General features: G+C 73.1%; 15 protein-coding genes. All 15 read left to right on the forward strand.

What is annotated here, in order from left to right; genetic code table 11:
* The first annotated feature begins 172 nt into the window (after positions 1 to 172).
* The 15 genes from ACI8AA_RS01550 to qhpG all read left to right on the forward strand — a co-directional run bounded on the left by ACI8AA_RS01550 (position 173) and on the right by qhpG (position 20,569).
* Positions 173 to 829: a hypothetical protein gene (locus tag ACI8AA_RS01550; protein ID WP_457042754.1), complete on the forward strand. Its 657-nt coding sequence runs from the start codon at positions 173 to 175 to the stop codon at positions 827 to 829.
* A complete protein-coding gene (locus ACI8AA_RS01555; protein WP_457042755.1) occupies positions 829 to 1,131 on the forward strand; it encodes a LysM domain-containing protein in 303 nt (100 codons plus the stop codon). The genes ACI8AA_RS01550 and ACI8AA_RS01555 overlap by 1 nt, the downstream gene beginning before the upstream one ends.
* A 4-nt stretch (positions 1,132 to 1,135) precedes the next feature.
* Positions 1,136 to 2,254, forward strand: coding sequence for a hypothetical protein (locus tag ACI8AA_RS01560; RefSeq protein WP_457042756.1), 1,119 nt, complete (start codon positions 1,136 to 1,138; stop codon positions 2,252 to 2,254).
* On the forward strand, positions 2,251 to 2,760 hold the full coding sequence (locus ACI8AA_RS01565; protein ID WP_457042757.1) for a phage baseplate assembly protein V: 510 nt from the start codon (positions 2,251 to 2,253) through the stop codon (positions 2,758 to 2,760). The genes ACI8AA_RS01560 and ACI8AA_RS01565 overlap by 4 nt, the downstream gene beginning before the upstream one ends.
* Positions 2,760 to 3,080 carry a hypothetical protein gene (locus ACI8AA_RS01570; RefSeq protein WP_457042758.1) on the forward strand — a complete coding sequence of 107 codons (321 nt, stop codon included), beginning with the start codon at positions 2,760 to 2,762 and terminating at the stop codon, positions 3,078 to 3,080. The genes ACI8AA_RS01565 and ACI8AA_RS01570 overlap by 1 nt, the downstream gene beginning before the upstream one ends.
* 2 nt (positions 3,081 to 3,082) lie before the next feature.
* A complete protein-coding gene (locus ACI8AA_RS01575; RefSeq protein WP_457042759.1) occupies positions 3,083 to 3,448 on the forward strand; it encodes a GPW/gp25 family protein in 366 nt (121 codons plus the stop codon).
* On the forward strand, positions 3,445 to 5,955 hold the full coding sequence (locus ACI8AA_RS01580) for a putative baseplate assembly protein (RefSeq protein WP_457042760.1): 2,511 nt from the start codon (positions 3,445 to 3,447) through the stop codon (positions 5,953 to 5,955). Before ACI8AA_RS01575 ends, ACI8AA_RS01580 begins: the two co-directional genes overlap by 4 nt.
* Positions 5,952 to 8,618 (forward strand): hypothetical protein, encoded by a 2,667-nt coding sequence (locus ACI8AA_RS01585; RefSeq protein WP_457042761.1) that lies wholly within the window; start codon positions 5,952 to 5,954, stop codon positions 8,616 to 8,618. The genes ACI8AA_RS01580 and ACI8AA_RS01585 overlap by 4 nt, the downstream gene beginning before the upstream one ends.
* On the forward strand, positions 8,615 to 10,666 hold the full coding sequence (locus tag ACI8AA_RS01590; protein ID WP_457042762.1) for a hypothetical protein: 2,052 nt from the start codon (positions 8,615 to 8,617) through the stop codon (positions 10,664 to 10,666). Before ACI8AA_RS01585 ends, ACI8AA_RS01590 begins: the two co-directional genes overlap by 4 nt.
* 19 nt (positions 10,667 to 10,685) lie before the next feature.
* Complete coding sequence (locus ACI8AA_RS01595) at positions 10,686 to 13,880, forward strand: DUF6519 domain-containing protein (RefSeq protein ID WP_457042763.1); 3,195 nt, start codon at positions 10,686 to 10,688, stop codon at positions 13,878 to 13,880.
* Between the two features lie 536 nt (positions 13,881 to 14,416).
* A complete protein-coding gene (locus ACI8AA_RS01600; protein WP_457042764.1) occupies positions 14,417 to 15,787 on the forward strand; it encodes a ferritin-like domain-containing protein in 1,371 nt (456 codons plus the stop codon).
* Positions 15,777 to 17,099 carry a hypothetical protein gene (locus ACI8AA_RS01605; protein WP_457042765.1) on the forward strand — a complete coding sequence of 441 codons (1,323 nt, stop codon included), beginning with the start codon at positions 15,777 to 15,779 and terminating at the stop codon, positions 17,097 to 17,099. Before ACI8AA_RS01600 ends, ACI8AA_RS01605 begins: the two co-directional genes overlap by 11 nt.
* The gene (locus ACI8AA_RS01610) at positions 17,096 to 17,842 is read left to right on the forward strand and encodes a hypothetical protein (protein WP_457042766.1); all 747 of its coding nucleotides are present in this window, start codon (positions 17,096 to 17,098) and stop codon (positions 17,840 to 17,842) included. The genes ACI8AA_RS01605 and ACI8AA_RS01610 overlap by 4 nt, the downstream gene beginning before the upstream one ends.
* A complete protein-coding gene (locus ACI8AA_RS01615; RefSeq protein ID WP_457042767.1) occupies positions 17,829 to 19,154 on the forward strand; it encodes a radical SAM protein in 1,326 nt (441 codons plus the stop codon). The genes ACI8AA_RS01610 and ACI8AA_RS01615 overlap by 14 nt, the downstream gene beginning before the upstream one ends.
* Positions 19,151 to 20,569, forward strand: a complete 1,419-nt coding sequence (qhpG, locus tag ACI8AA_RS01620; RefSeq protein ID WP_457042768.1) for a flavin-dependent monooxygenase QhpG — start codon at positions 19,151 to 19,153, stop codon at positions 20,567 to 20,569. The genes ACI8AA_RS01615 and qhpG overlap by 4 nt, the downstream gene beginning before the upstream one ends.
* Positions 20,570 to 20,607 lie beyond the last annotated feature (38 nt).

Genomic DNA, 20,607 nt, shown 5'->3' on the forward strand with positions numbered 1-20,607 from the left:
GTGACAGGGCGACGGCGATCGCTCGGCTCCGCCCCGCCGTTCGTCCTGCGTTCGTCGCGGAGTCAGGCGCCGAACGTCGGCCCGACCATGCGCACGCCGGCCATCAAGACGGTCGACAACGGCGACACCGTTGCCTGAGCAGGTGTCCCGCGGGCGAGACAGGCAGGTCGTGATGGCGACGAGTCAGGTGGCACCGCCGGTGTTCAAGGGTGCGCTGGCGACGGTGTCGGCGCTCAACCCCGCAGGTCGCGTCGTCGTCTTCCAGTACAACCCGGCGACGCTGACCCGCACCCTGACCGCCCGGATCACCGGCGGCGAGGGACCGACGAGCGCCCCGCGCTTCGCCGGCCCGCCCGAGGAGACCGTCAAGCTCAGCGTGGAGATCGACGCCACCGACCAACTGGAGGCCGGCGACCCCGTCGCCGAGGGCCTGGGCATCCGGCCGGCCCTCGCCGCACTGGAGGCGATGCTGTACCCGTCGTCGGCAGTCGTCGTCGCCAACGAGGTGCTGGCCCGGGCGGGCATCGTGGAGATCCTGCCGATGGAGGCGCCGCTCACGCTGCTCGTCTGGGGCGTACGCCGGATCATCCCGGTGACCATCACCGAGTTCTCGGTCACCGAGGAGGCCTTCGACCTCGCGCTCAACCCGCTCCAGGCCAAGGTCGACCTCGGCCTCAAGGTGCTCAGCTACGCCGAACTCGGCCTGCTCAGCCCCGGCGGCGCGCTGTCGCTGGCCAACCACATCGCCGTCGAGGCGCTCGGCCTCATCGGGACGTCGGGCACCCTGCCCGGCCTCATCGGCAACGTCGCAGGGATCGGTGGATCGTGATGGCGTTCGACCCCAGCAGCCGCTACTTCGACGTGGAGACCGCCACGCGCACGGTCACCGACGCCGACGGCAACGACAGGGTGCTGCGCTACAAGCGACGACGGGTCATCCCACCCCAGGACGACCTGCCGACGCTCGCCGAGCACCGGGTCACCGAAGGCGACCGGCTGGACACCATCACCGCTCGCTACGCCGGCGACCCGACTCTCTTCTGGCGGCTGTGCGATGCCAACGCCGTCCTCCGGCCGGAGGAGCTGGAGACGGTCGACCGCATCATCCGCATCGCGATGGCGCGGGGCTGACCCCATGCCACTGACCAGCGAGCTCGGCGTCCGCCAGATCCTCTGGATGGGCTCGACCGTGCCGGTGCCCGCCCCGTACGAGGTGCTGCAGTCGCTCGTCTCGGTCGAGGTCACCAACGACAACGAGACGGGGGACGGTTTCCAGCTCGTCGTCGCCCTGCGCAAGGACAGCACGCTGGACTACGGACTGCTGAAGCACCCGGCCTTCAGTCCCGGCACCCGGGTGATCGTCGGCGTCGTCCTCGGCGTCGTCCCGGAGGTGCTCATCGACGGCGTGATCACCCATCACCAGGTCAAGGTGACCGGCGGTGCCAGCGGCGAGCTGACCGTGACCGGCAAGGACATCACCTCGGAGATGGACCTGGAGGAGCAGAACGGCGGTTTCGACAACCAGCCGGACTCGGTGATAGCGACCCGGATCATCGCCAAGTACGCGCGGTTCGGGCTCATCCCAGAGGTCACCCCCACCACGGACGTGCCCATCCAGACCGACCGGGTGCCCAGCCAGCAGGAGACCGACCTCGGCTTCCTCCGCCGCACCGCGGAGCGCAACGGCTTCGTGTTCTACATCGAGCCGGTGACCTTCGGGGTGAACAGGGCCCACTGGGGGCCCGAGAACCGGCTCGGCATCCCGCAGCCGGCGCTCACCCAGGACATGGGCGCGGCGACCAACCTGCGGTCGCTGGACTTCTCCCACGACTCCCTGCTGCCTGCCGCGCCGGCGGGGGTGATCGTCGAGCCCTTCTTCAAGCTCAGCATCCCCATCCCGCCGCTGCCCTCGCTGAAGATCCCGCCCCTGGCGTCCACCCCGGCCCCGGCCGTGCGCCGCACGATCGTCCGCGACGTCGCGAACCAGAACCCACTCAAGGCAGCGACCGAACTCCTCGCCGCGGCGACCAACACCGGCAACGCGGTGAGCGGCGACGGCGAACTCGACACCCTGCGGTACGGGCACGTTCTCCGGGCCCGGCGGCTGGTCGGCGTCCGCGGTGCCGGGCTCTCCTACGACGGGCTGTACAGCGTCGAGTCGGTCACCCACGAGCTCGTGCGCGGCGAGTACACGCAGCGCTTCCGGATCAGCCGCGAGGGCACCGGGACGACGCTGCCGGCGGTCGTGCCGTGAACGGCGCCGGCTTCTTCGGCAAGTACCGCGGCGTCGTCACCGACAACCTGGACCCGCTGATGACCGGCCGGGTCCGGGCCCGGGTGCCGGACGTGATGGGCGAGCGGGAGTCCGGCTGGGCGCTCCCGTGCGCTCCGTTCGGTGGCGACAAGGTCGGCTTCTTCGCCGTGCCCGAGGTGGGGGCCGGTGTGTGGATCGAGTTCGAGCACGGCGACCCGGACTATCCGATCTGGGTCGGCTGTTGGTGGGGCAGCGCCGCCGAGATGCCGCCGACCCTGCTCGCGCCGCCGCCACCGTCGAAGAAGGTGATGCTGCGGACCGGGGCGGGCCACTCGATCCTGCTCGACGACACCCCCGGCGTCGGCGGGATCACCCTGGAGACGGCGTCCGGCCAGAAGCTCGCGCTCACCGCGACAGGGGTCGAGATCGACGACGGGATGGGCGCCAAGATCACCCTGCAGGGCCCCCAGGTGTCGCTGAACAACGGCGCGCTGGAGGTGCTGTGATGCCCGGCTACGTCCTCCACTCCGGCGCCACGGTGCTCTGCGCCCACGGCGGCCAGGCCGCACCGACGGTCCCCAGCCCCCGGGTGAAGGTCGGCGGACAGCCGGCCACCACGCTGTCCGGTCCGTACACGGTCGCTGCCTGCCCGTTCGCCACGGCGGCCGGCTCGCTGCCGTGCGTGACGGCGCAGTGGACGGTCGGGGCGACCCGCGTGCGCTCCGACGGCGCGCCGCTGCTGCTGCAGGACAGCCAGGCGGTGTGCGCCCCCAACGGCACCCCGGTGACGATCACCGTCACCCAGATCCGGGTCAAGGCGGCCTGACCATGGCCGACGTCGACTTCCCGTTCGGCTTCGACGCCACCGGCCGGACCCGGTCGGCCGACCGCGAGGACCACGTCCGCGACCTGGTCGAGCAGGTGCTCTTCACCGCTCCCGGCGAGCGGGTGAACCGACCGCAGTTCGGCAGCGGGCTGCTCGGCCTGGTCTTCGAGCCCAACGCCGGCGCCCTCGCCGCCGCCACCCAGGCCCGGGTGGACGGCGCTCTGCAGCTGTGGCTGGCCGACGTGATCCAGGTCGAGAGCGTGCAGGTGCGGGCCGAGGAGTCGACCCTGGCGGTCACCGTCGCCTATGTCGTCCGGGCCACCCAGGAGCGCCGGGTCGAGCGCGTCCGCAGCGCAGGTGCACCGTGATCCGCCACTTCTGCTGCGACGAGCGCCGCCGGGAAGCCGTCCGGGACGAGGGGATCGGCAACGGCATCGAGTTCCTCGAGGTGGCGGACGGGCCCGGCGTCCCGGAGGCCGACCGGCAGCGGCTGCTCAGAGTGCACTTCGTCCGCGCGCCGAGCCCGGCCCTCCAGGCGATCGCGGCGGACCAGGTGCGGATCACCGGCGGGATCCGGGTCACCGGGATCCGGGTGGTGTCCGTGGCCTTCGACGGCGACGTGCTGGTGGTCGGCGTCGACCGGCCCGGCGACTTCTCCCGCTACACGCTCACCCTCGGCGAGCCGGGCGGCGCACCCGTCACCGACCTCGACCCGGTGCTCGACGCGGTCGAGTTCTCCTTCAAGGTCGAGTGCCCGGGCGGCTTCGACTGCACGACGGAGTGCCGGTGCGCGCCCGAGCCCGTCGACGAGCCGGAGATCGACTACCTGGCACTCGACTTCACCAGCTTCCGGCAACTGATGCTCGACCGGATGGCGGTCACCGCGCCGGGGTGGCGCGAGCGCAACCCCGCCGACCTCGGCGTCGCGCTCGTCGAGCTGCTGGCGTACGCGGCCGACCACGTGGGCTACCAACTCGACGCGACCGGGATGGAGGCCTCGCTCGCCACGGCCCGGCGGCGCTCCTCCGTTCGCCGGCACGCGCGCCTGGTCGACTACCGGATGCACGACGGCTCCAACGCCCGGACCTGGGTGCACGTCGAAGTCGCCGACGGCGCGGGCGGCGTCACCCTGCCCCAGCACACCCAGCTGCTCACCCGCGTGCCGACCCTGCCGCACCGGCTCGTCGCCCCGTCGCCCGAGTACACCGCGGCGCTCGCGGCGGCGCCGGCGGTCTTCGAGACGATGGAGGAGCGGACCGTCCGCGACACCCTCAACCGGTTCGAGCTCTACGCGTGGGGCGACCGCGAGTGCTGCCTGCCGGCCGGGGCGACCTCGGCCAGCCTGCGCGGCCGACACGAGGACCTCCGCAAGGGCGACGTGCTGGTCTTCATCGAACAGCGCGGCCCACGCTCGGGGAACCCCGCCGACGCCGACCTGGAACACCGGCACGCCGTCCGGCTGGACGAGGACCCCGCGTTCACCACCGACCCCTTGTTCGACGACCCCGATGAGCCGGGCATGCGTCAGGCCGTCACCGACATCGCGTGGGCGGCGGAGGACGCGCTGCCGTTCTCCCTGTGCATCTCGGCGACGGACGAGAACGGGGCCTTCCACGGCGACATCAGCGTCGCCCTCGGCAACATCGTGCTGGCCGACCACGGCCGATCCCGGTCCGAGCACCTCCCGGAGGTACCGGACGCGGACCCCCGCCTGGCCTACCCGCCGGAGCCGGTGGCCTGCGAGCCCGGACGCGACGAGGGCCGCCCGGCGCGCTTCGCGCCGGCCCTCCGGGAACCGGAGCCGAGCATGACCGGCACCCTCGGCCGGGCGCTGCAGGGCGAGGACCAACGCCGGCCCGCCCGCTTCGACCCGGCGGCCCCGGCGAGCGCCGCCTTCGTGTGGCAGCCCCGGCACGTGCTCCCGGACGCCGAGTTCGTCGACCAGGACACCGGCCAGGAGTGGGTGCCCCGCCGCGACCTGCTCGCCAGCGACGCCTTCGCCCCCGAGTTCGTGGTCGAGACGGAGACCGGAGGGCTCGCCCGGGTGCGGTTCGGTGACGGCGAGTACGGGCTGCGGCCGCGCCCGAGGAGCCGGCTGACGGCGCGGTACCGGACCGGCAACGGAACGGCAGGCAACGTCGGGGCGGACACGCTGTGGCACGTCGTCACCTCCTTCGGCGGGATCTCGTCGATCCGCAATCCGCTGCCGGCCCGCGGCGGCACCGATCCCGAGCCGCTCGACCGGGTGCGGCAGGACGCCCCGGTCGCCTTCCGGGTGCCGGAGCGGGCGGTCACCCCCGCCGACTACGCGGCGGTGACCCTCCGGCACCGGGAGGTGCAGCAGGCCACCTGCACCGAACGCTGGACGGGGAGCTGGTACACGATGTTCCTCACCGTCGACCGCGCCGGCGGTCTGCCCGTCGACGCGGACTTCGAGGCCGAGATCCGGGCCCACCTCGAGCGATTCCGCATGGCCGGCCACGACCTGGAAATCGCGCCGCCCAGCCAGGTCGCGCTCGAGGTCGTGGTCTCCGTCTGCGTCCTGCCCGACTACTACCGCGCCGACGTCGAGCAGGACGTGCTCGCCGCGCTGGGGTCGGGCCGCACGCCGGAGGGGACGGCCCAGTTCTTCCATCCCGACAACCTGACCTTCGGCACACCCGTCTTCCTGAGCGCGCTGCTCGCCGCCGTCCAGGCGGTCGAGGGCGTGCGGTACGCCGGACCGCTGACCTTCCAGCGGCTCGGCGTCCCTGCCTCCTCCGGGCTCGAGTCCGGGGTGCTGACCTTCGCGCCGCTGGAGATCCCGCGGCTGGACAACGACCCCAACTTCGCCGACCGGGGAACGCTGCGACTGGAGATGGAGGGCGGCCGATGACCACCGCCGGGTGCTCCTGCGGCTGCTGCACCGGCATCGCCGACCTGACCCCCGCGCGCGTGGTCAACCGGCCGGGGCTGCGCGAGATCGCCTACCGGACCGGCAGGTACGCCACCTTCCGGCAGAGCATGATCGCCGGGCTGACCCGCAGCGACCGCCCGGCGCTCGCGGACCTGCGGACCCGGGACCCCGCCGACTTCTCGGTCGCACTGATCGACGCGTGGGCGGTCGCCGCGGACGTGCTGACCTTCTACACCGAGCGGATCGCGAACGAGCACTACCTGGGCACCGCCACCGAGCGCCGGTCGGTCACGGGGATCGTCGGGCTGATCGGCTACCGGCTCGGCCCCGGCGTCGCCGCCCAGACCGAGCTGGCATTCACCCTGGACACCTCGCCCGGCTCGCCGACCGCGGTTCCGATCGCCAGGGGCGCCCGGGTGCAGACGCTCCCCGGGCCGGGGGAGCTGCCGCAGACGTTCGAGACCGTCGAGGACCTCGTCGCCCTGGCCGACTGGAACCTGCTCGGGGCCAGGCGGACCGCGCCGCGGGTGCCGCGGAACGGGGACGACGCGGTGCTGCTCGCCGGCGTGGCCACCGGCGTCGGCCGCGGCGACACCCTGCTCTTCACGGCCGCGAACGCGACCCACGACACCGGCTTCTCGGTCGTGCGGGTGACGTCGGTCAGCCGCGACGCGGATCAGCAGCGAACCGCCGTCACGTTCTCGCCGCTGCTGGACCGGCTGGGGGAGGGGCAGTCCGTCCGGGTGTTCGCCATGCGTCAGCGTGCGGCCCTCTTCGGCTTCAACGCGCCCAGCCCCGTCCTGTTCGTCGACGACGTCAAGACCGCGTTGGGCGCGGCCCTGACCGACGACGACGAGGAGTGGGCCTTCCCGGCGCTTGACCCTGCCGCGGTCGACCTCGACGCGCTCTACGAGGCAGTCACCGTCGACAGCCCGGTCGTCCTGCTGAACGGCAGCGAGCAGGCTCGGGCGCCGATCGACGGCGTCAGTGAGGTCGCGCGCACGGCTTTCGGGATCAGCGCGAAGGTGACCCGGCTGGCCCTCGACACCACCGCGGACGACGTGGAGGACTTCGGTGGGTTCGCGACGCGGAGCACCGTCCTGCTCGTTCGCGCAGAGGAACTGGCGGTGGCCGAGGTGCCGGTGACCGCCCCCGTCTTCGGCGACGCCATCGACCTCGCCGTCCCGCCCACCCCTGTCCAGGGCCCCAGACGTGTGGTGGTCCGGGGCCGGAGGGCGCACGTGCGCACCGCACTCACCGCCGAGGCCTTCGTGAGATTCGACGACGGCGGGCCCGACGCCCTCGCCACGAATCTCGACCTGACGGTCCTGACCATCGACGCCGACGACCCCGACGCGTGGGTTGTACGGGTGTCCACGGCCGACGGCAGGACGGGGACCATCACGGCTGCGGCCACTGCGTTCGTCTTCCTGCCCGGCCACGAGGACGAGCCCGTCCTCGCCGAGACCGCGCTGGTCGAAGCGGTCGACGGCTCGACGCTGCTCCTCGCCGAATCGCTCGGCGAGGTCTACGACCGCTTCACCGTGGCCGGCCGCACGGTCGAGATCTGGGGCAACGTCGCCACCGCGACGCACGGCGAATCGGTGGTCGACGAGGTGCTCGGCGGCGGGGACGCCGCCCGCGCCTTCCAGACCTTCTCGCTGCGCCGTTCCCCGCTGACCCACGTCCAGGCGTCCACCGTGTCCGGGGGCGCGTCCACCCTGCGGATCTTCGTCGACGACGTGGAGTGGGAGGAGGCGCCGACGCTGTTCGGCCACGGAGCGCGGGACCGGGTGTTCGCCACCACGACCGCCGACGACGGCAGGACCGTGGTGCAGTTCGGCGACGGCGTCTCGGGCGCCCGGCCCGCGACCGGGCACGACAACATCAGGGCCCGGTACCGCGTGGGTGTCGGCCTCGACGGGCTGGCCGGGGCCGACCAGCTCTCGTTGTTGATGACCCGTCCGCTCGGGGTGCGGGGAGTCCGCAATCCGCTGCCCGCCATCGGCGCCCAGGATCCCCAATCCGGCGCCGACGCCGCCGAGAACGCCCCGCGGACGGTGCTCACCCTCGACCGGATCGTGTCCCTGCGCGACTACGAGGACTTCGCCGCCGGCTTCGGCTCGATCGGCAAGGCGGCCGCCACCTGGACCTGGGACGGCGTCGTCCGCGGGGTCGTCCTCACCGTCTCGGGCATCGGGGGCGAGGTCATCGAGGACGACGGCCGGCTGATGCGCGACCTGACCGCCGCGATCCTGGCCGCCGGGAACCCACGGGTGCCGCTGGTCATCCGCCCTGCCGAGGTCGGACTGTTCACCCTCGAGGCGACCCTCGTGCTCGACTCGGCGTTCGTCCCGGAGCCGGTGGTCGCGGCCGCCCGCGCCGCCCTGCTCGACAGGTTCTCCTTCGACCGCCGGGCGTTCGGGCAGACCGTCTCCCTGAGCGAGGTCGACGAGGTGCTGCACGGGGTGCGCGGTGTGGTGGGCGTCCTGGTCGGGCGGCTGCACCGGACGGGCGCCACGGCGGTCCGGAACCCGACCCTCGTGGCCCGCGCCCTGGTCCCCGGCCGGCCTCCGTCGGACACGGGGGCAGAGGTGCTCACCGTCGACCCGGACGGGATCCTGCTGGAGGTCGCGCCATGACCGTCGACCGCGACGCCCTGTACAACCTGCTCCCCGCCGTCTACCGGCAGCGGGACGAGGAACGGGGCGGCCCGCTGCGCCAGCTGCTCGACGTGCTCACCGACGAGCTCGCGGTGGTCGACGACGGCGTGGACCAGCTCTACGACGACCTGTTCGTCGAGACGGCCGCGTCGTGGGTGCTGCCCTATCTGGCCGAGCTGATCGGCCTGCGCGGGCTGCCGTCGGGCTCGGGGACCGGCCTGACGCCCCGGGCCGAGGTGGCGAACACCATCGGCTACCGGCGGCGCAAGGGCACCGCCGCTGTGCTGGAACAGGTGGCGCGCGACGTCACGGGCTGGCCGACCCGCGCGGTGGAGTTCTTCGAGCTGATCGCGGCCACCCAGAACGTCCACCACGTCCGCTCATCGAACCTGGTGTTCGCGCCGATCCGCGACGCGCGTCGGATGGGCTTCGTGGGCTCACCCTTCGAGCGGCTCCAGGGGCAGCCGGATCTCACCCACACCGTCGACGTGCGCCGGATCCGCAGCCGGCGCGGCCGGTACAACATCCCGAACGTCGGCATCGTCGTCTGGCGGTTGCGGGCCTACTCGCTGACGGCGACCCCCGCCGTCGCCGCCGACCCGGCCGACGGGACCCGCTTCCACCTGCACCCCCTGGGCGTGGCCGCGCCCCTGTTCACGCTGCCGGTGACCGAGGACGAGATCACCCACCTGGCGGAGCCGATCAACGTGCCGCACCCGCTCGGCAGGCGCGAGTTCGACGCGGCGATCCCGACGTTCTACGGCGGCGGCCTCAGCCTCGTCGTCCCGAGGGTGGCGGCCGACGACGTCGACGTCTGCGACCTCTCCGACCTGGTCGACGCCGGGGGCGTCGTCACCGGTTGGGCGCATACGCCGCGGGCCGCCGGCCGGGTGGCGATCGACCCGGTGCTCGGGCGGATCGCCTTCGGCGACGACCAGGACGAGCCGCCGCGGGTCAGCTACCACTACGGGTCCCCCGCGGACCTCGGTGGCGGCGAGTACGACCGCGCGCAGACCTTCGCCGGGATCGACGGGCCCGTCGTCCCCGTCGCTTCTCAGCCACCCGCTGCCCTGACGACCATCGACGACGGCCTCGGGGAACTGGCCGGCAGCGGAACCGTCGAGATCGGCGACAGCGCGCGCTACGGCCCCGTCGCGGACCTCACCGTCGACAGCCGCTCGCTCGAGATCCGGGCCGCGAACGGGCGCCGGCCCTGCCTCGTCCTGGACAACGAGTGGGTGATCGACGGTGACGGCGAGGGGGAGCTGACCCTCAACGGCCTGCTCGTCACCGGTGCTGCGATCCGGGTGCGGAACCTGCGCGCGCTGCGCCTGACCCACTGCACCCTCGTGCCCGGCGTGAGCCTCGACCCGGACGGGTCCCCGGCGCAGCCGGGTGTGCCCAGCCTGGTGGTCGAGTCGGCCACCACCAGGCTGACGGTCGACCGGTGCATCCTCGGCCCGCTCCGCGTCCACGTCGACGCGGAGGCGCAGCTCACCGACTCGATCTGCGACGCCGGTCAGGAGGGGATCGCGTACGCCGCGGACGTCGGCGACGACCTCGGCGGCGGCCGGCTCGGCCTGGAGGCCTGCACCCTCCTCGGCAAGGTCCACACGCGGGTCATGGGCACGGTGTCCAACTCGATCCTGCTCGCGGAGGTGGCCGCCGGCGACGACCCGGACGCCTGGCCCGGCCCGGTGCTGGCTGATCGCCGACAGGACGGGTGCGTCCGGTTCAGCTACGTGCCGCCGGCGTCGCGCACGCCGCAGCGCTACCGGTGCCAGCCCACCGACGACGCCCACGCCGCCCGGGTCCGGCCGGTGTTCACCTCCGAGCGCTATCCCGACCCGGCGTACGGGCAGCTCGACCGCCGCACACCGGACGAGATCTGGCGCGGCGCGGACGACGAGTCGGAGATGGGAGCTCTCCACCACCTCTTCCAGCCCCAGCGCGCGGCCTACCTCGAGGCGCGCCTCGACGACTACCTCCGCTTCGGCCTCGAGGCCGGGTTCTTCTTCGCGTCATGACCTCCCGGGGAGCGCTCCGATGAAGGGTGATTTCAGCCGTCGGACCTTCGACGCGACCAGGCACTACAGCGCCGTGCTGGTCGAGCAGGGTCGGCTCCTGACGGACGCGGACTCCGAGGAGGAGCACCGCATCCTCACGCACCGCACCGAGCGGGCGACGGAGGACGTCGTCGGGGCCTGCGGGGGGCCGCAGCCGACCGCCGGCTTCGCGCTCAGCGCGCCCGGCCCCGACCAGCTGTTGATCGGGGCCGGCCGCTACTACGCCGACGGGACCCTGCTGGAGAACGAGTCCCAGATCGCCTTTCCCGAGCAGCCGGACCGCTTCGACCCGACCTGGCCTCCGGCGGCAGGACGGCACGCCGTCGTCCTGCACAGCTGGCGCCGACTGATCACGGCCCTCGACGACGCCTCGATCCGCGAGGTGGCGCTCGGCGGCCCCACCACGTCGTCCCGCGAGCGGGTGGTGTGGCAGATCGACACCGTGGCCGTCGCGGACGACTGGAACTGCACCGACGACCTGCCAGAGGTGGAACGGACGACGGGGGAGCTGGCCGCGCGGGCCGAGCCGGTCGAGGAGCTGACCTCGCCCTGCCTCATCCCGCCGCAGGCCGGCTACACCGGTCTGGAGAACCAGTTCTACCGCGTCGAGATCTTCGACTCCGGCGACGCGTACGACCTGCAGGCCGCCCCGGAGACGGTGGCGGTCGAGGGGTTCCCGGCCGGGCAGCCGAACCGGCTGACCGTCGCCGCGCTCGGCCCGCTGGCCGTGGGCGACGCGGTCGAGGTGTTCCGCTCCGGTCCCGGCTTCGACCCGGTCGACGCCACGTTCGGCTACATCACCGCCATCGACGGGACGACGCTGACCCTGTCGACCGCCCTGCCCGCGTTCGGCCCGACGGATGCCCCCCGGGCGCGCCGGGCCGAGGCCGCGTTCGTCGTCTCCCGCGACAACGGCTCGGTGGTCACCACCGTCGAGGCCATCGACGGGGCCGAGGTCACCGTGCACGACCTGGGGCCGGACGACGTCCTGGGGTTCGCCGTCGGCCAGCTCGTCGAGCTCAGCGACGACCGCACCGAGCTGGAGAACCTGCCCCGGCAGCTGCGCCAGATCGCCGACGTCGACACGACCCGCCGCGTCGTCGTGCTCCGCACGCCGGCCGATCCGCTGGACCCCGACCCGAGCGGCGTGGATCCGGCCCGGCATCCGAAGCTACGGCGCTGGGACGGGGCGGGAGCCGTGCGGTTCCACCCCGACGGCACCGCCTGGATCCACCTGGAGAACGGCATCCAGGTGCGGTTCGTGGACGGGCACTACCGGCGCGGTGACCACTGGACCTTCCCGGCCCGGGCCGCGGAGGTCGCCACCGGTTCGGGCACCATCGAATGGCCGCAGGACGGCGGGGTGCCGGCGCTCCGCTTCCCGTTCGGGATCGAGCGGCACCGTTGCGTCCTCGGCTACGTCGACCTCGACGCGGCGGGCCGGATCGTCGAGGTCGAGGACTGCCGCGACCTGTTCCCGCCCGTGACCGCCATGCGAAACCTGCTCTACGTGGGCGGGGACGGACAGGAGGGCTCGCCCACCGAGGCAGTCGGTGGCTTCATCCCGCTGCCCGGCCGGCTCTCCGCGCGGGTGGCGAACGGCGGTCTTCCGGTCGAGGGGGCGATGGTCCACTTCACCATCACACAGGGAGCCGGACGCCTCGAAGGCGGTGGCGCCGGTGTCGACGTCGATCTCGCCACCGACGTCAACGGCCTGGTCACCTGCCAGTGGGACATCGCCGACGACTCGGGAGCTCAGGCCTGCGAGGCCCAGCTGCTCGCGCCGTCAGGTGATCCGATCCCGCACCAGATCGTCCGCTACCAGGCCACGATCGACCGCGACACGGCCGGTGGTCGCGCGGGTTGCTGCCTGTCGGTGGGTCCGGGGGGCGACTACCCGACCCTCGACGAGGCCCTCGGGGACCTGCTGCGCCGTGGGGAGCCCGACATCTGCCTCTGTCTGATGCCGGGGGACCACTCCTTCGGTGGCGGGGACTTCGGCGTCGAGACGGAGCGCCGGGTGCACCTGTCGGTCCGGGGCTGTGGCCGGGCAACCCGGATGCGGATGAACGGGTCCTGGCGGTTGCGTGACTTCTCGAGCGTGCGCCTGACCGACGTCGACGTCCTGCTGCCGATCGAAGGCTCCGTGACCTTCAGCCGCGTCGGCGACGTGGAGCTGCGCCGGACCCGGATCTCGGGGATGCCGATCGAGGTCGCCCTGGTCCGGGTGTTCGGCTGCGAGCGCCTGCAGGTGGTCAGCAACGTGCTCGTGTCCCGGACCCGCGGCGCGCTGGACGGTCCCCGCCGGTTCTTCGACGGCCTCGACCCGCTCACCTCCGCGTGGGACGTCGTGGACGAGGAGGACCTGCGGATCTCCCTCGTGAAGACCGCCCGGGCACTCGCCGACCTCGGGCCCGACCCTCGGCAGGCCTTGGTCGCCGAACTCCTGGGCCGGCTCGGCGGGCCCCCGGACGACCTGTCCCGTGGCGAGCTGGACGCCTTCCGCCGCCTCACCGACAGCATCCGGACGGAAGAACCGGTGGCGGGGCTGCTCCGCGAGCTCGACTGGGTGGTGCACGCAGCCCTCACTGCCCGGCCGGGCGTCGCGCTGGAGGTCGGGGGGCGTGAGCACGAGGAGGTCAGGTTCGCGGCCAGGGCGTCGGTGCACATCGCCGACAACCTGGTCCCGGGCATCATCACCTTCTACGGGCCCACCGACATCTTCCGGCAGATCTCCGACGACGCCCTGAAGTCTCTCGAGTCCAACGTCGGCACGGAGGTGGACCTCTTCGGGATCGCCGGCGAGGCGCACCTCCGGGACAACCGTTTCGTTCGGCTCAGTCTCGGCCATCTCATGATCGATTTCCTCGAGAGCCTCGCGGAGAGTCCCATCACCTCGGTGTACGAGAGCTTCCACGTGACGAGCAACGTGATCGACGGCGTGATCTCGGAGATGGCCGCGCGGCACACCGCGATGACCGCGAACGAGTTCACGCTCGACGGTCTTCCGCCTCGGCAGCGACCGGCCAACGGCGAGGTGGGGCACGTCGTCGGTGACACCGCGGCCTACACGGGCAACCATGCTCGCACTCCCTCGAGGGACGGCTCCCTCGTCATCCGGGACGTCACCCGCGCCAGTGCGGAGGCAGCCAACCTCGAGCTCCAGATCACGTGACCGTTCGAGCCGCAACAGCCGCCGGCCTGACCGTTCCCAGCCACAGCCATCCGATGTGCTCACGCGGCCGATGGCGGATCGGGTTCCCCCGGGCGATGGAGGGCAGCCGCATCTCCGTCCTCCGGGATCCTCGCTCTCGGCCGAGCCTGGGACCGGACGGGGACACCTCCCGGATGACCGAGCCGCTGGAGGTCGCCTGTTGACGCGCGCATCGGAGAGCGGACCGCACCGGCCGGGGGCAGCGCCACGGGGAGCCACTGGACGTGCGGCCCGGCGGGTTCGCCGGTTGTCGGGTCTGCGCCGCGCTGGTGACGGTCCCGTGACGGTCGCGGGGTGGAGTGGAGCTCGCCTGCGTTCTGTCCGAGAGGGGACGAGGGGGTCCTGTGCGCGCTCGCGTCATTCGTCATCTGGGGTCGGTGGTCGCCAGCGCGCCGTCGGCCGGGGAGCCCATGCCGTCCGAGGCCGGCCTCGAACGAGTGGCTCGTCCTACGATCGCGCCCGGCGACCAGGCGATCGTCGGTCGGCCGAGACCTCCGATGCTCACCGAGGAGCAGGTGCCGCCGGAGTTCAACGGCCACGACTACGCGGTGTTCCTGCTCCGCGTCGCCGCCGAGATCGAGCACTCGCTGATGGCGCAGTACCTCTTCGCCGCCTACTCGCTCGGCGGTCCGGACGTGCCGACCGAACGGGCGGGCGACGTCCGGGCCTGGCAGGAGACGATCCTCGGCATCGCCAAGGAGGAGATGGGCCACCTCGTCACGGTGCAGAACCTGCTGACCGTCCTGGGCGGCCCGCGCAACTTCCAGCGCGACGACTACCCCATCGACACCCCGCTCTACCCGTTCGGGTTCCGGCTGGAGCCGCTCGGCCTGTCCTCGCTCGCCACGTACGTGTGCGCCGAGAGCCCGGCGGAGTGGGACGACGCCGAGGCGCGGGAGATCATGGACCTGGCCGAGGTCAGGGCCGGCGAGCCGGTCAACCGCGTCGGTGAGCTGTTCGCCCAGCTCATCCGGCTGCTCGAGGACCCCGGGACGGTGCCCGAGTCGGCGTTCCAGGCCCAGACCGTCGCGTTCCAGGCGTCCTGGGACGAGTGGGGGCGGGGCTACCGGGAGGGCCAGCGTGGCCTCGAGGTCATCCGCGGGCTGGACCTCCCCGCCCCGGAGCTGCTCATCGTGCCGGTCGACTCCCGGGCAACGGCCCTCAGCGCCCTCCGGCAGATCGCCGAACAGGGGGAGGGCTTCGACAGCCCGCCCGACGAGAACGAGTCGCACTTCCGGCGTTTCCTCGCCATCTACCGGGCTCTCAAGGCCCTCGGTGACGGCGTGGGCGCCGTCGTCCGCCCGGTCGCCGCCAACCCGACGACGGGTGCGGTCGAGGGTGGGGACCCGGACGATCCGGGCACCCCGACGGCGATCACCCACCCGGAGGCCCTGCTCTGGGCGCACCTGTTCAACCTGCGCTACCGCAAGCTGCTGGTGAACCTGTCGCACGCCTTCGAGTTGGCCGACGACCCGACCGACCGGACGACCCTCACCCCCCGCGGCGCGCTGATCCACCGCACCTTCTCCGAGATGTACAACCTTCGAGCGATCGCGGGGTTGCTGACCCGGCTCCCCGTCTCCGCCGACGACCCCGACGGTCCCCGTGCCGGCCCGCCGTTCCAGATGCCCTACACGCTCGTGCTGCCGTCGGTGGAGGCCGACCGGTGGCGGCTGCACCGCGACCTGCTCGACGCCGCCGGGCTGCTGACTTCGCGGCTTCGCACACTCACCGGGCCCGGTGACGGCACGGACTACCTCGCGGCGCTGTCGCAGTGGGACGGGATCGAGCGCGGACACGTGGAGCAGCTGATCGCCGCACCGGCCGTCCCCGTGGTGACCGGAGGAGGAGCACTCCGTGATCCGTGAACTGCGGGTGCTGCCCCCGCTCGTCATCGCCCGCCTCGGCGCCGCGCCGACGCCGATGGACAACTACGACGTCGCGGTCGACCCCGAGCGTCCGCTCGGCTACCGCGCGCTCCGCCCGGCCGAGACCCTCGAGGTCGACGAGGACACGGGGGAGATCGCCCGGGCCTTCGTCCCGGCGCGGGTGGCCTTCACGGAGAACGGTCTCGTCCGCCCGGTCGCGCCGTTCCTCGAGGCGTGGGCGCTCACCGACGACGACCGACTCGAGCCGCTGACCACCGGCCTCCTCACCGGCGACGGCGCGTCGGAAGCGGACGTGCGGTGGCGCGTGCACGTGGCCAACCACAAGGTCTTCCGCCGTACCGGAGACGAGGCGGACAAGGTCGACGCCGGCACCGACGACATCAGCGACCATGCGGCGCATCCCCTCACGGGGACCTGTGCCCACTTCTGGCCGGGCAGGTCCACTCCCTTCGGCTCCGTGCGGTTCATCCGGCCCACCGCCGCGCATCCGGAGATCCGGCTGCGCTTCACGCCCGGTCGCGGCTTCGTGTACGGGGCCAGCCGGACGGCGCCGTCGGCCGGTCCTCCCGCCGACGCGAGCGTGCGCGACGTCGTCTACGACGCCAGCCGTGGTCGCTGGCAGGGCCACCGCGACGCCGGCCCGCTGACCACCGTGCCGGGCCAGATCTACGCGCTGGACGCCCAGCGGGCCAGCCGCGGCTATCTCGACGACAGCTGCGACGGCCTGGTGCGGGTCACGCTCAGGCTGGGGGACCGGACGCTGTCGGCGTTCGGCCGAGTGGGTGCCGGGCCCCCGACCTACGCTCCCGACGGCCTGCCGATCCGCACCGTGGCCGACGAGCTGGAGCAGGCGCTGTTCGGCCCCGACCCGGCGCCGGGCGAGGCGACCTCGGAGCAGGTGGAGGAGATCGTTCGGCGTGCCTTCGAGACCGTCCGGCTGATGAACACCCCGGCCATGAACGTCGGTGGCATGGCCGCCCACGACGCCGGGGAGGAGCGCCGGCGGCGGGACCCGATCATGGCCCGCGCCCTCGTCGACAGCGTCGCGCTCGAGCAGCTGCACACGAGCCTGCTGATGGCACTGCGCAGCGGCGCGGCGCCGTGGTTCGCCGACGTCCTGCGCGACCACGACCAGGTCGGCGACCTCACCGACCGGGGTCGCCGCAAGATGCCGGCGCTGATGCGCGGAGCGGACGGCCGGCACCTCACGCTCACCCGCCGCCAGGTCGCCCTCATCCGGGCGCTGGCTCGCGGGCCGGTCTTCCCGGACTCCGACGGAGGGACACCGTGAGCATCGAGCCGCGCAACCTCACCGCCCAGTTGCACCACCGGGCGACCGGCAATCCGCCGAGCACGCTGCCGGAGTCCGCGATCTCCAACTGCTTCCCCGGCCTCGAGTTCGACTTCCGCAACGTCTGGCGCCGGATCCTGGAGGGCATCGAGCTGCACGAGGCCAGCGGGCTGGTGGTGCGGGGCGAAGGGGAGCTGTCCCGGCTGACGGGACGCCTGCTGCTCGAGGTCGGCGGAGAGCAGACCTGGAGGCCGGTGTTCGGACCGGGCGTCCCCGAGACCGCCTTCACCTGGCTCGAGTGGTCCAACGCCCTCGCCGGTGTCCTCGCCGCGTCGTCGGGGCAGCCGGTCGACTGCGTGTTCCTCGACGTCGACGACCAGTCCACCGAGACCGTCGCGCTGCGGGTGCGCCCCCTGTTCGTCCGCAGTGCCGAGACCGGCGACGTCGTCCCGCTCGTCGACGAGGCGGTGGCCGAGCCGGGCGAGCTCACCCAGAGCCTCTGCTCGCCCTGGCAGAACGACTACCGCGAGTGCGGCTGCTACTACTGGGCGGCCAGCCGGCCGGACTACGTGAACGTCGAGACGACGGCGCAGGGCCCGAGCGTGGGCAACAACTGGCTGGCTCGCAGCCGCGTACCCAAGCGCTACGACGTGCCCGACGAGCAGCAGGTCAGTTACGACGAACTCTTCCGCGACTGGCAGGGGCTGCTGCGGTTCATCGTCGAGGGCCGTGACCGTGAGTGACGCGGCTGCGCCGATCCACCCCGACGTCCACCTGGTCGACACGGGCACCGCCCGGCACCTGTTCCTGCCGAACGGCAGCCGTCTCTACGACGTCGACGACGCCACCTACACCCTGCTCGATGGACTCCGTCGAGCAGGGGACGACGAGGCGGTCTCCGCCGCCCTGAGCCGCCTCGGTGTCGATGCCGCACCCTACGTCCAGGACACCCCGCTGACTGAGGCGCCGGTTCGGGCGCTCTCCCTCGCGGTCGCGCAGAAGTGCAACTTGGGCTGCACGTACTGCTATGCCGACGGCGGCAGCTTCGGCGGACCGGCGGCGAACATGCCGCTGGAGACCGCGCTGGCCGCGGTCGACCTGCTGTTCTGCGACGTCGGCTCCGGCGAGCGGGTCAACCTGGCGTTCCTGGGCGGCGAGCCACTGCTCAACCGAGCAGTCCTGCGGGCAGCGACCGGGCGCGCCCGGGCGTTGGCCGCCGACCGCGGCGTGGACGTGACCTTCTCGATCACCACCAACGGCACCCGGCTCACCGAGGACGACGGCGACTTCTTCGAGGAGCACGCATTCGCGGTGACCGTCAGCCTCGACGGCCCGGGCCCGGCGCACGACCGGCTGCGCCCCTACCTCGGTGGCCGCGGCAGTTACGAGCAGATCATCGAGCGGGTGCGGCCGCTGCTGGCCCGGCAGCGGCGGATGCAGGTCTCGGCCCGCGTGACGGTCACCCCCCTCAACCTCGGGCTGCGTGAGGCGCTGGACGCCTTCGTGGCGCTCGGCTTCCACGGCGTGGGCTTCTCGCCGTTGCTCCGTTCGCCCACCGGCGCCGCCGAGATGGACCCGGCCCATCTCACCGCGATGCTCGACGAGATGGTGGCCTGCGGTGCCGAGTTCGAGCGGAAGGTGCTGGCGGGGGAGCGCTACCCGTTCACCAATGCCGTGACGGCGATGCGGGAGCTCCACCGCGGCACCCACCGGCCGTACCCGTGCGGCGCGGGCGCCGGCTACCTCGGCGTCTCCGCCGACGGTGACCTCGCGGCCTGCCACCGGTTCGTGGGCGATCCCGACGCTGCCTTCGGCACCGTGACAGCGGGGATCGACCGGCGGCGGCAGCTGCGCTGGCTCGACGAGCGGCACGTCCACCGGCAGACGCCCTGCGGCAGCTGCTGGGCCCGTTACCTGTGCGGTGGCGGCTGCCACCATGAGGTGCTGGCTCGCGGCCGTCCCGCCTGCGACTACATCCGCGGCTGGCTGCACTGGTGCCTGGGCGCCTACGCCCGTCTGTCGGCCCGGCGGCCGGACTACTTCGGCGCGGCATGACCGCCGACTTCGACGTCTGTGTCGTCGGCGCCGGGCCGGCCGGGGCGACGCTGGCCGCCCGGCTCGCCGGACGGGGGTACCGCGTCGCGGCCGTGGAGCGGGCCCAGTTCCCCCGACCGCACGTCGGGGAGTCGCTCAGTCCCGGGATCTGGCCCGTGCTCCGGGCCGCCGGGCTGCCGTCGGCCGCCATCCGCGCCGGTGCGATCCGCGTCCGCGAGGCCGGGGTGTGCTGGAGGACCGGCCGCGAGGAGCGGCTGGACCTCGCGGACGGCGCGACCGTCGACCGGGCGGTGTTCGACGCCCTCCTGCTGGCACACGCCCGAGCCGCGGGTGCGGTGGTGCTGGCCCCGGTGCGCACCGGCCGTCTTGAACGCGCGGCGGGCGGCTGGCGCGTGCCCGTGGGCGACCGCGTCCTCACCGCCCGGTTCCTGGCCGACGCCACCGGGCGGCGGCACCGGCTGGCCGGCGAACGCGCCCGGACCGGACCGCCCACCGTCGCCGTCTCCGCGCGGTGGCCAGCGGACTGGCCGCACGACGCGCTCCAGACCCGCGTCACCGCGCTTCCGGACGCCTGGTCGTGGGCGGCACAACTGCCCGGGGGCGAGTGCCGCGTGATGGTCTTCGTCGACCCCGTCTCGATCCGCGCCGAGGGACCCCGGTCGCTGTTCCGCCGGCAGGTGGCGGCGACGCCGCACGGGCCAGCGCTGCTGGCGACCCTGCCCTCCGGCTGCCGTGTGGAGGTGTGCGACGCCTCGACGTACACGGTCGCGCCGGCCGTCGACGTGGACCTCATCCGGGTGGGTGAGGCAGCCTTCGCCATCGACCCGCTGTCGTCCTCCGGCGTGCAGACGGCGATCCAGACCGCGCTGGCTGCAGCGGCCACCGTGCACACGGTGCTGAGTGGGGGCGACCGGTCCGCCGCGCACGAGTACTACGCCGACATGGTGCGCACCGCCGTCACCCGGCACGGTGCGACCGCGGCCGCGCTGTACGCCGAGCACGACGTGTACGCGCACCGGCCGTTCTGGCGTCGCCGCAGCGCGGCGGTGACCACCGTCCCTGCGGCAGCGACCGGGCCGGGGCCGCTGGCGGACCTCCTGCCGCACCGGGTCCGGCTCCGCTCACCCGGCGCTCTGCAGGAGACCGCGTGCCTCCTCGGGGACACGATCGGCCGACGCCGGGCGCTCGTCTCCCCAGAACTGGACCGGCCGGTGGCCTTCCTGGGCGGACACGACATCGCCCTCCTCGTCGACGAGCTGGCAGCGGCGCCGTGTCTCGCGGCGGCCGTACGCCGCTGGGAATCCGCTCTGCCGGGTGACCGGGCGATGCGGATCGCCTCCTGGTTGCACGACCGCGGAATGCTCGAGCCGGTTCCGGCCGACGCCGGGTCCGAGGTGCCGCCGAGTTCTCGGTGACACAGCGGTGATGCACGTGTGACGGGCCCTTCCTAGCT

The organism is Geodermatophilus sp. SYSU D01180 (genome assembly GCF_054050415.1).

Coding starts and splice junctions, on each gene's coding strand:
- ACI8AA_RS01550 (WP_457042754.1), top strand. CDS start 173: ATGGCGACGAGTCAGGTGGCACCGCCGGTGTTCAAGGGTGCGCTGGCG.
- ACI8AA_RS01555 (WP_457042755.1), top strand. CDS start 829: ATGGCGTTCGACCCCAGCAGCCGCTACTTCGACGTGGAGACCGCCACG.
- ACI8AA_RS01560 (WP_457042756.1), top strand. CDS start 1,136: ATGCCACTGACCAGCGAGCTCGGCGTCCGCCAGATCCTCTGGATGGGC.
- ACI8AA_RS01570 (WP_457042758.1), top strand. CDS start 2,760: ATGCCCGGCTACGTCCTCCACTCCGGCGCCACGGTGCTCTGCGCCCAC.
- ACI8AA_RS01575 (WP_457042759.1), top strand. CDS start 3,083: ATGGCCGACGTCGACTTCCCGTTCGGCTTCGACGCCACCGGCCGGACC.
- ACI8AA_RS01585 (WP_457042761.1), top strand. CDS start 5,952: ATGACCACCGCCGGGTGCTCCTGCGGCTGCTGCACCGGCATCGCCGAC.
- ACI8AA_RS01590 (WP_457042762.1), top strand. CDS start 8,615: ATGACCGTCGACCGCGACGCCCTGTACAACCTGCTCCCCGCCGTCTAC.
- ACI8AA_RS01595 (WP_457042763.1), top strand. CDS start 10,686: ATGAAGGGTGATTTCAGCCGTCGGACCTTCGACGCGACCAGGCACTAC.
- ACI8AA_RS01600 (WP_457042764.1), top strand. CDS start 14,417: ATGCTCACCGAGGAGCAGGTGCCGCCGGAGTTCAACGGCCACGACTAC.
- qhpG (WP_457042768.1), top strand. CDS start 19,151: ATGACCGCCGACTTCGACGTCTGTGTCGTCGGCGCCGGGCCGGCCGGG.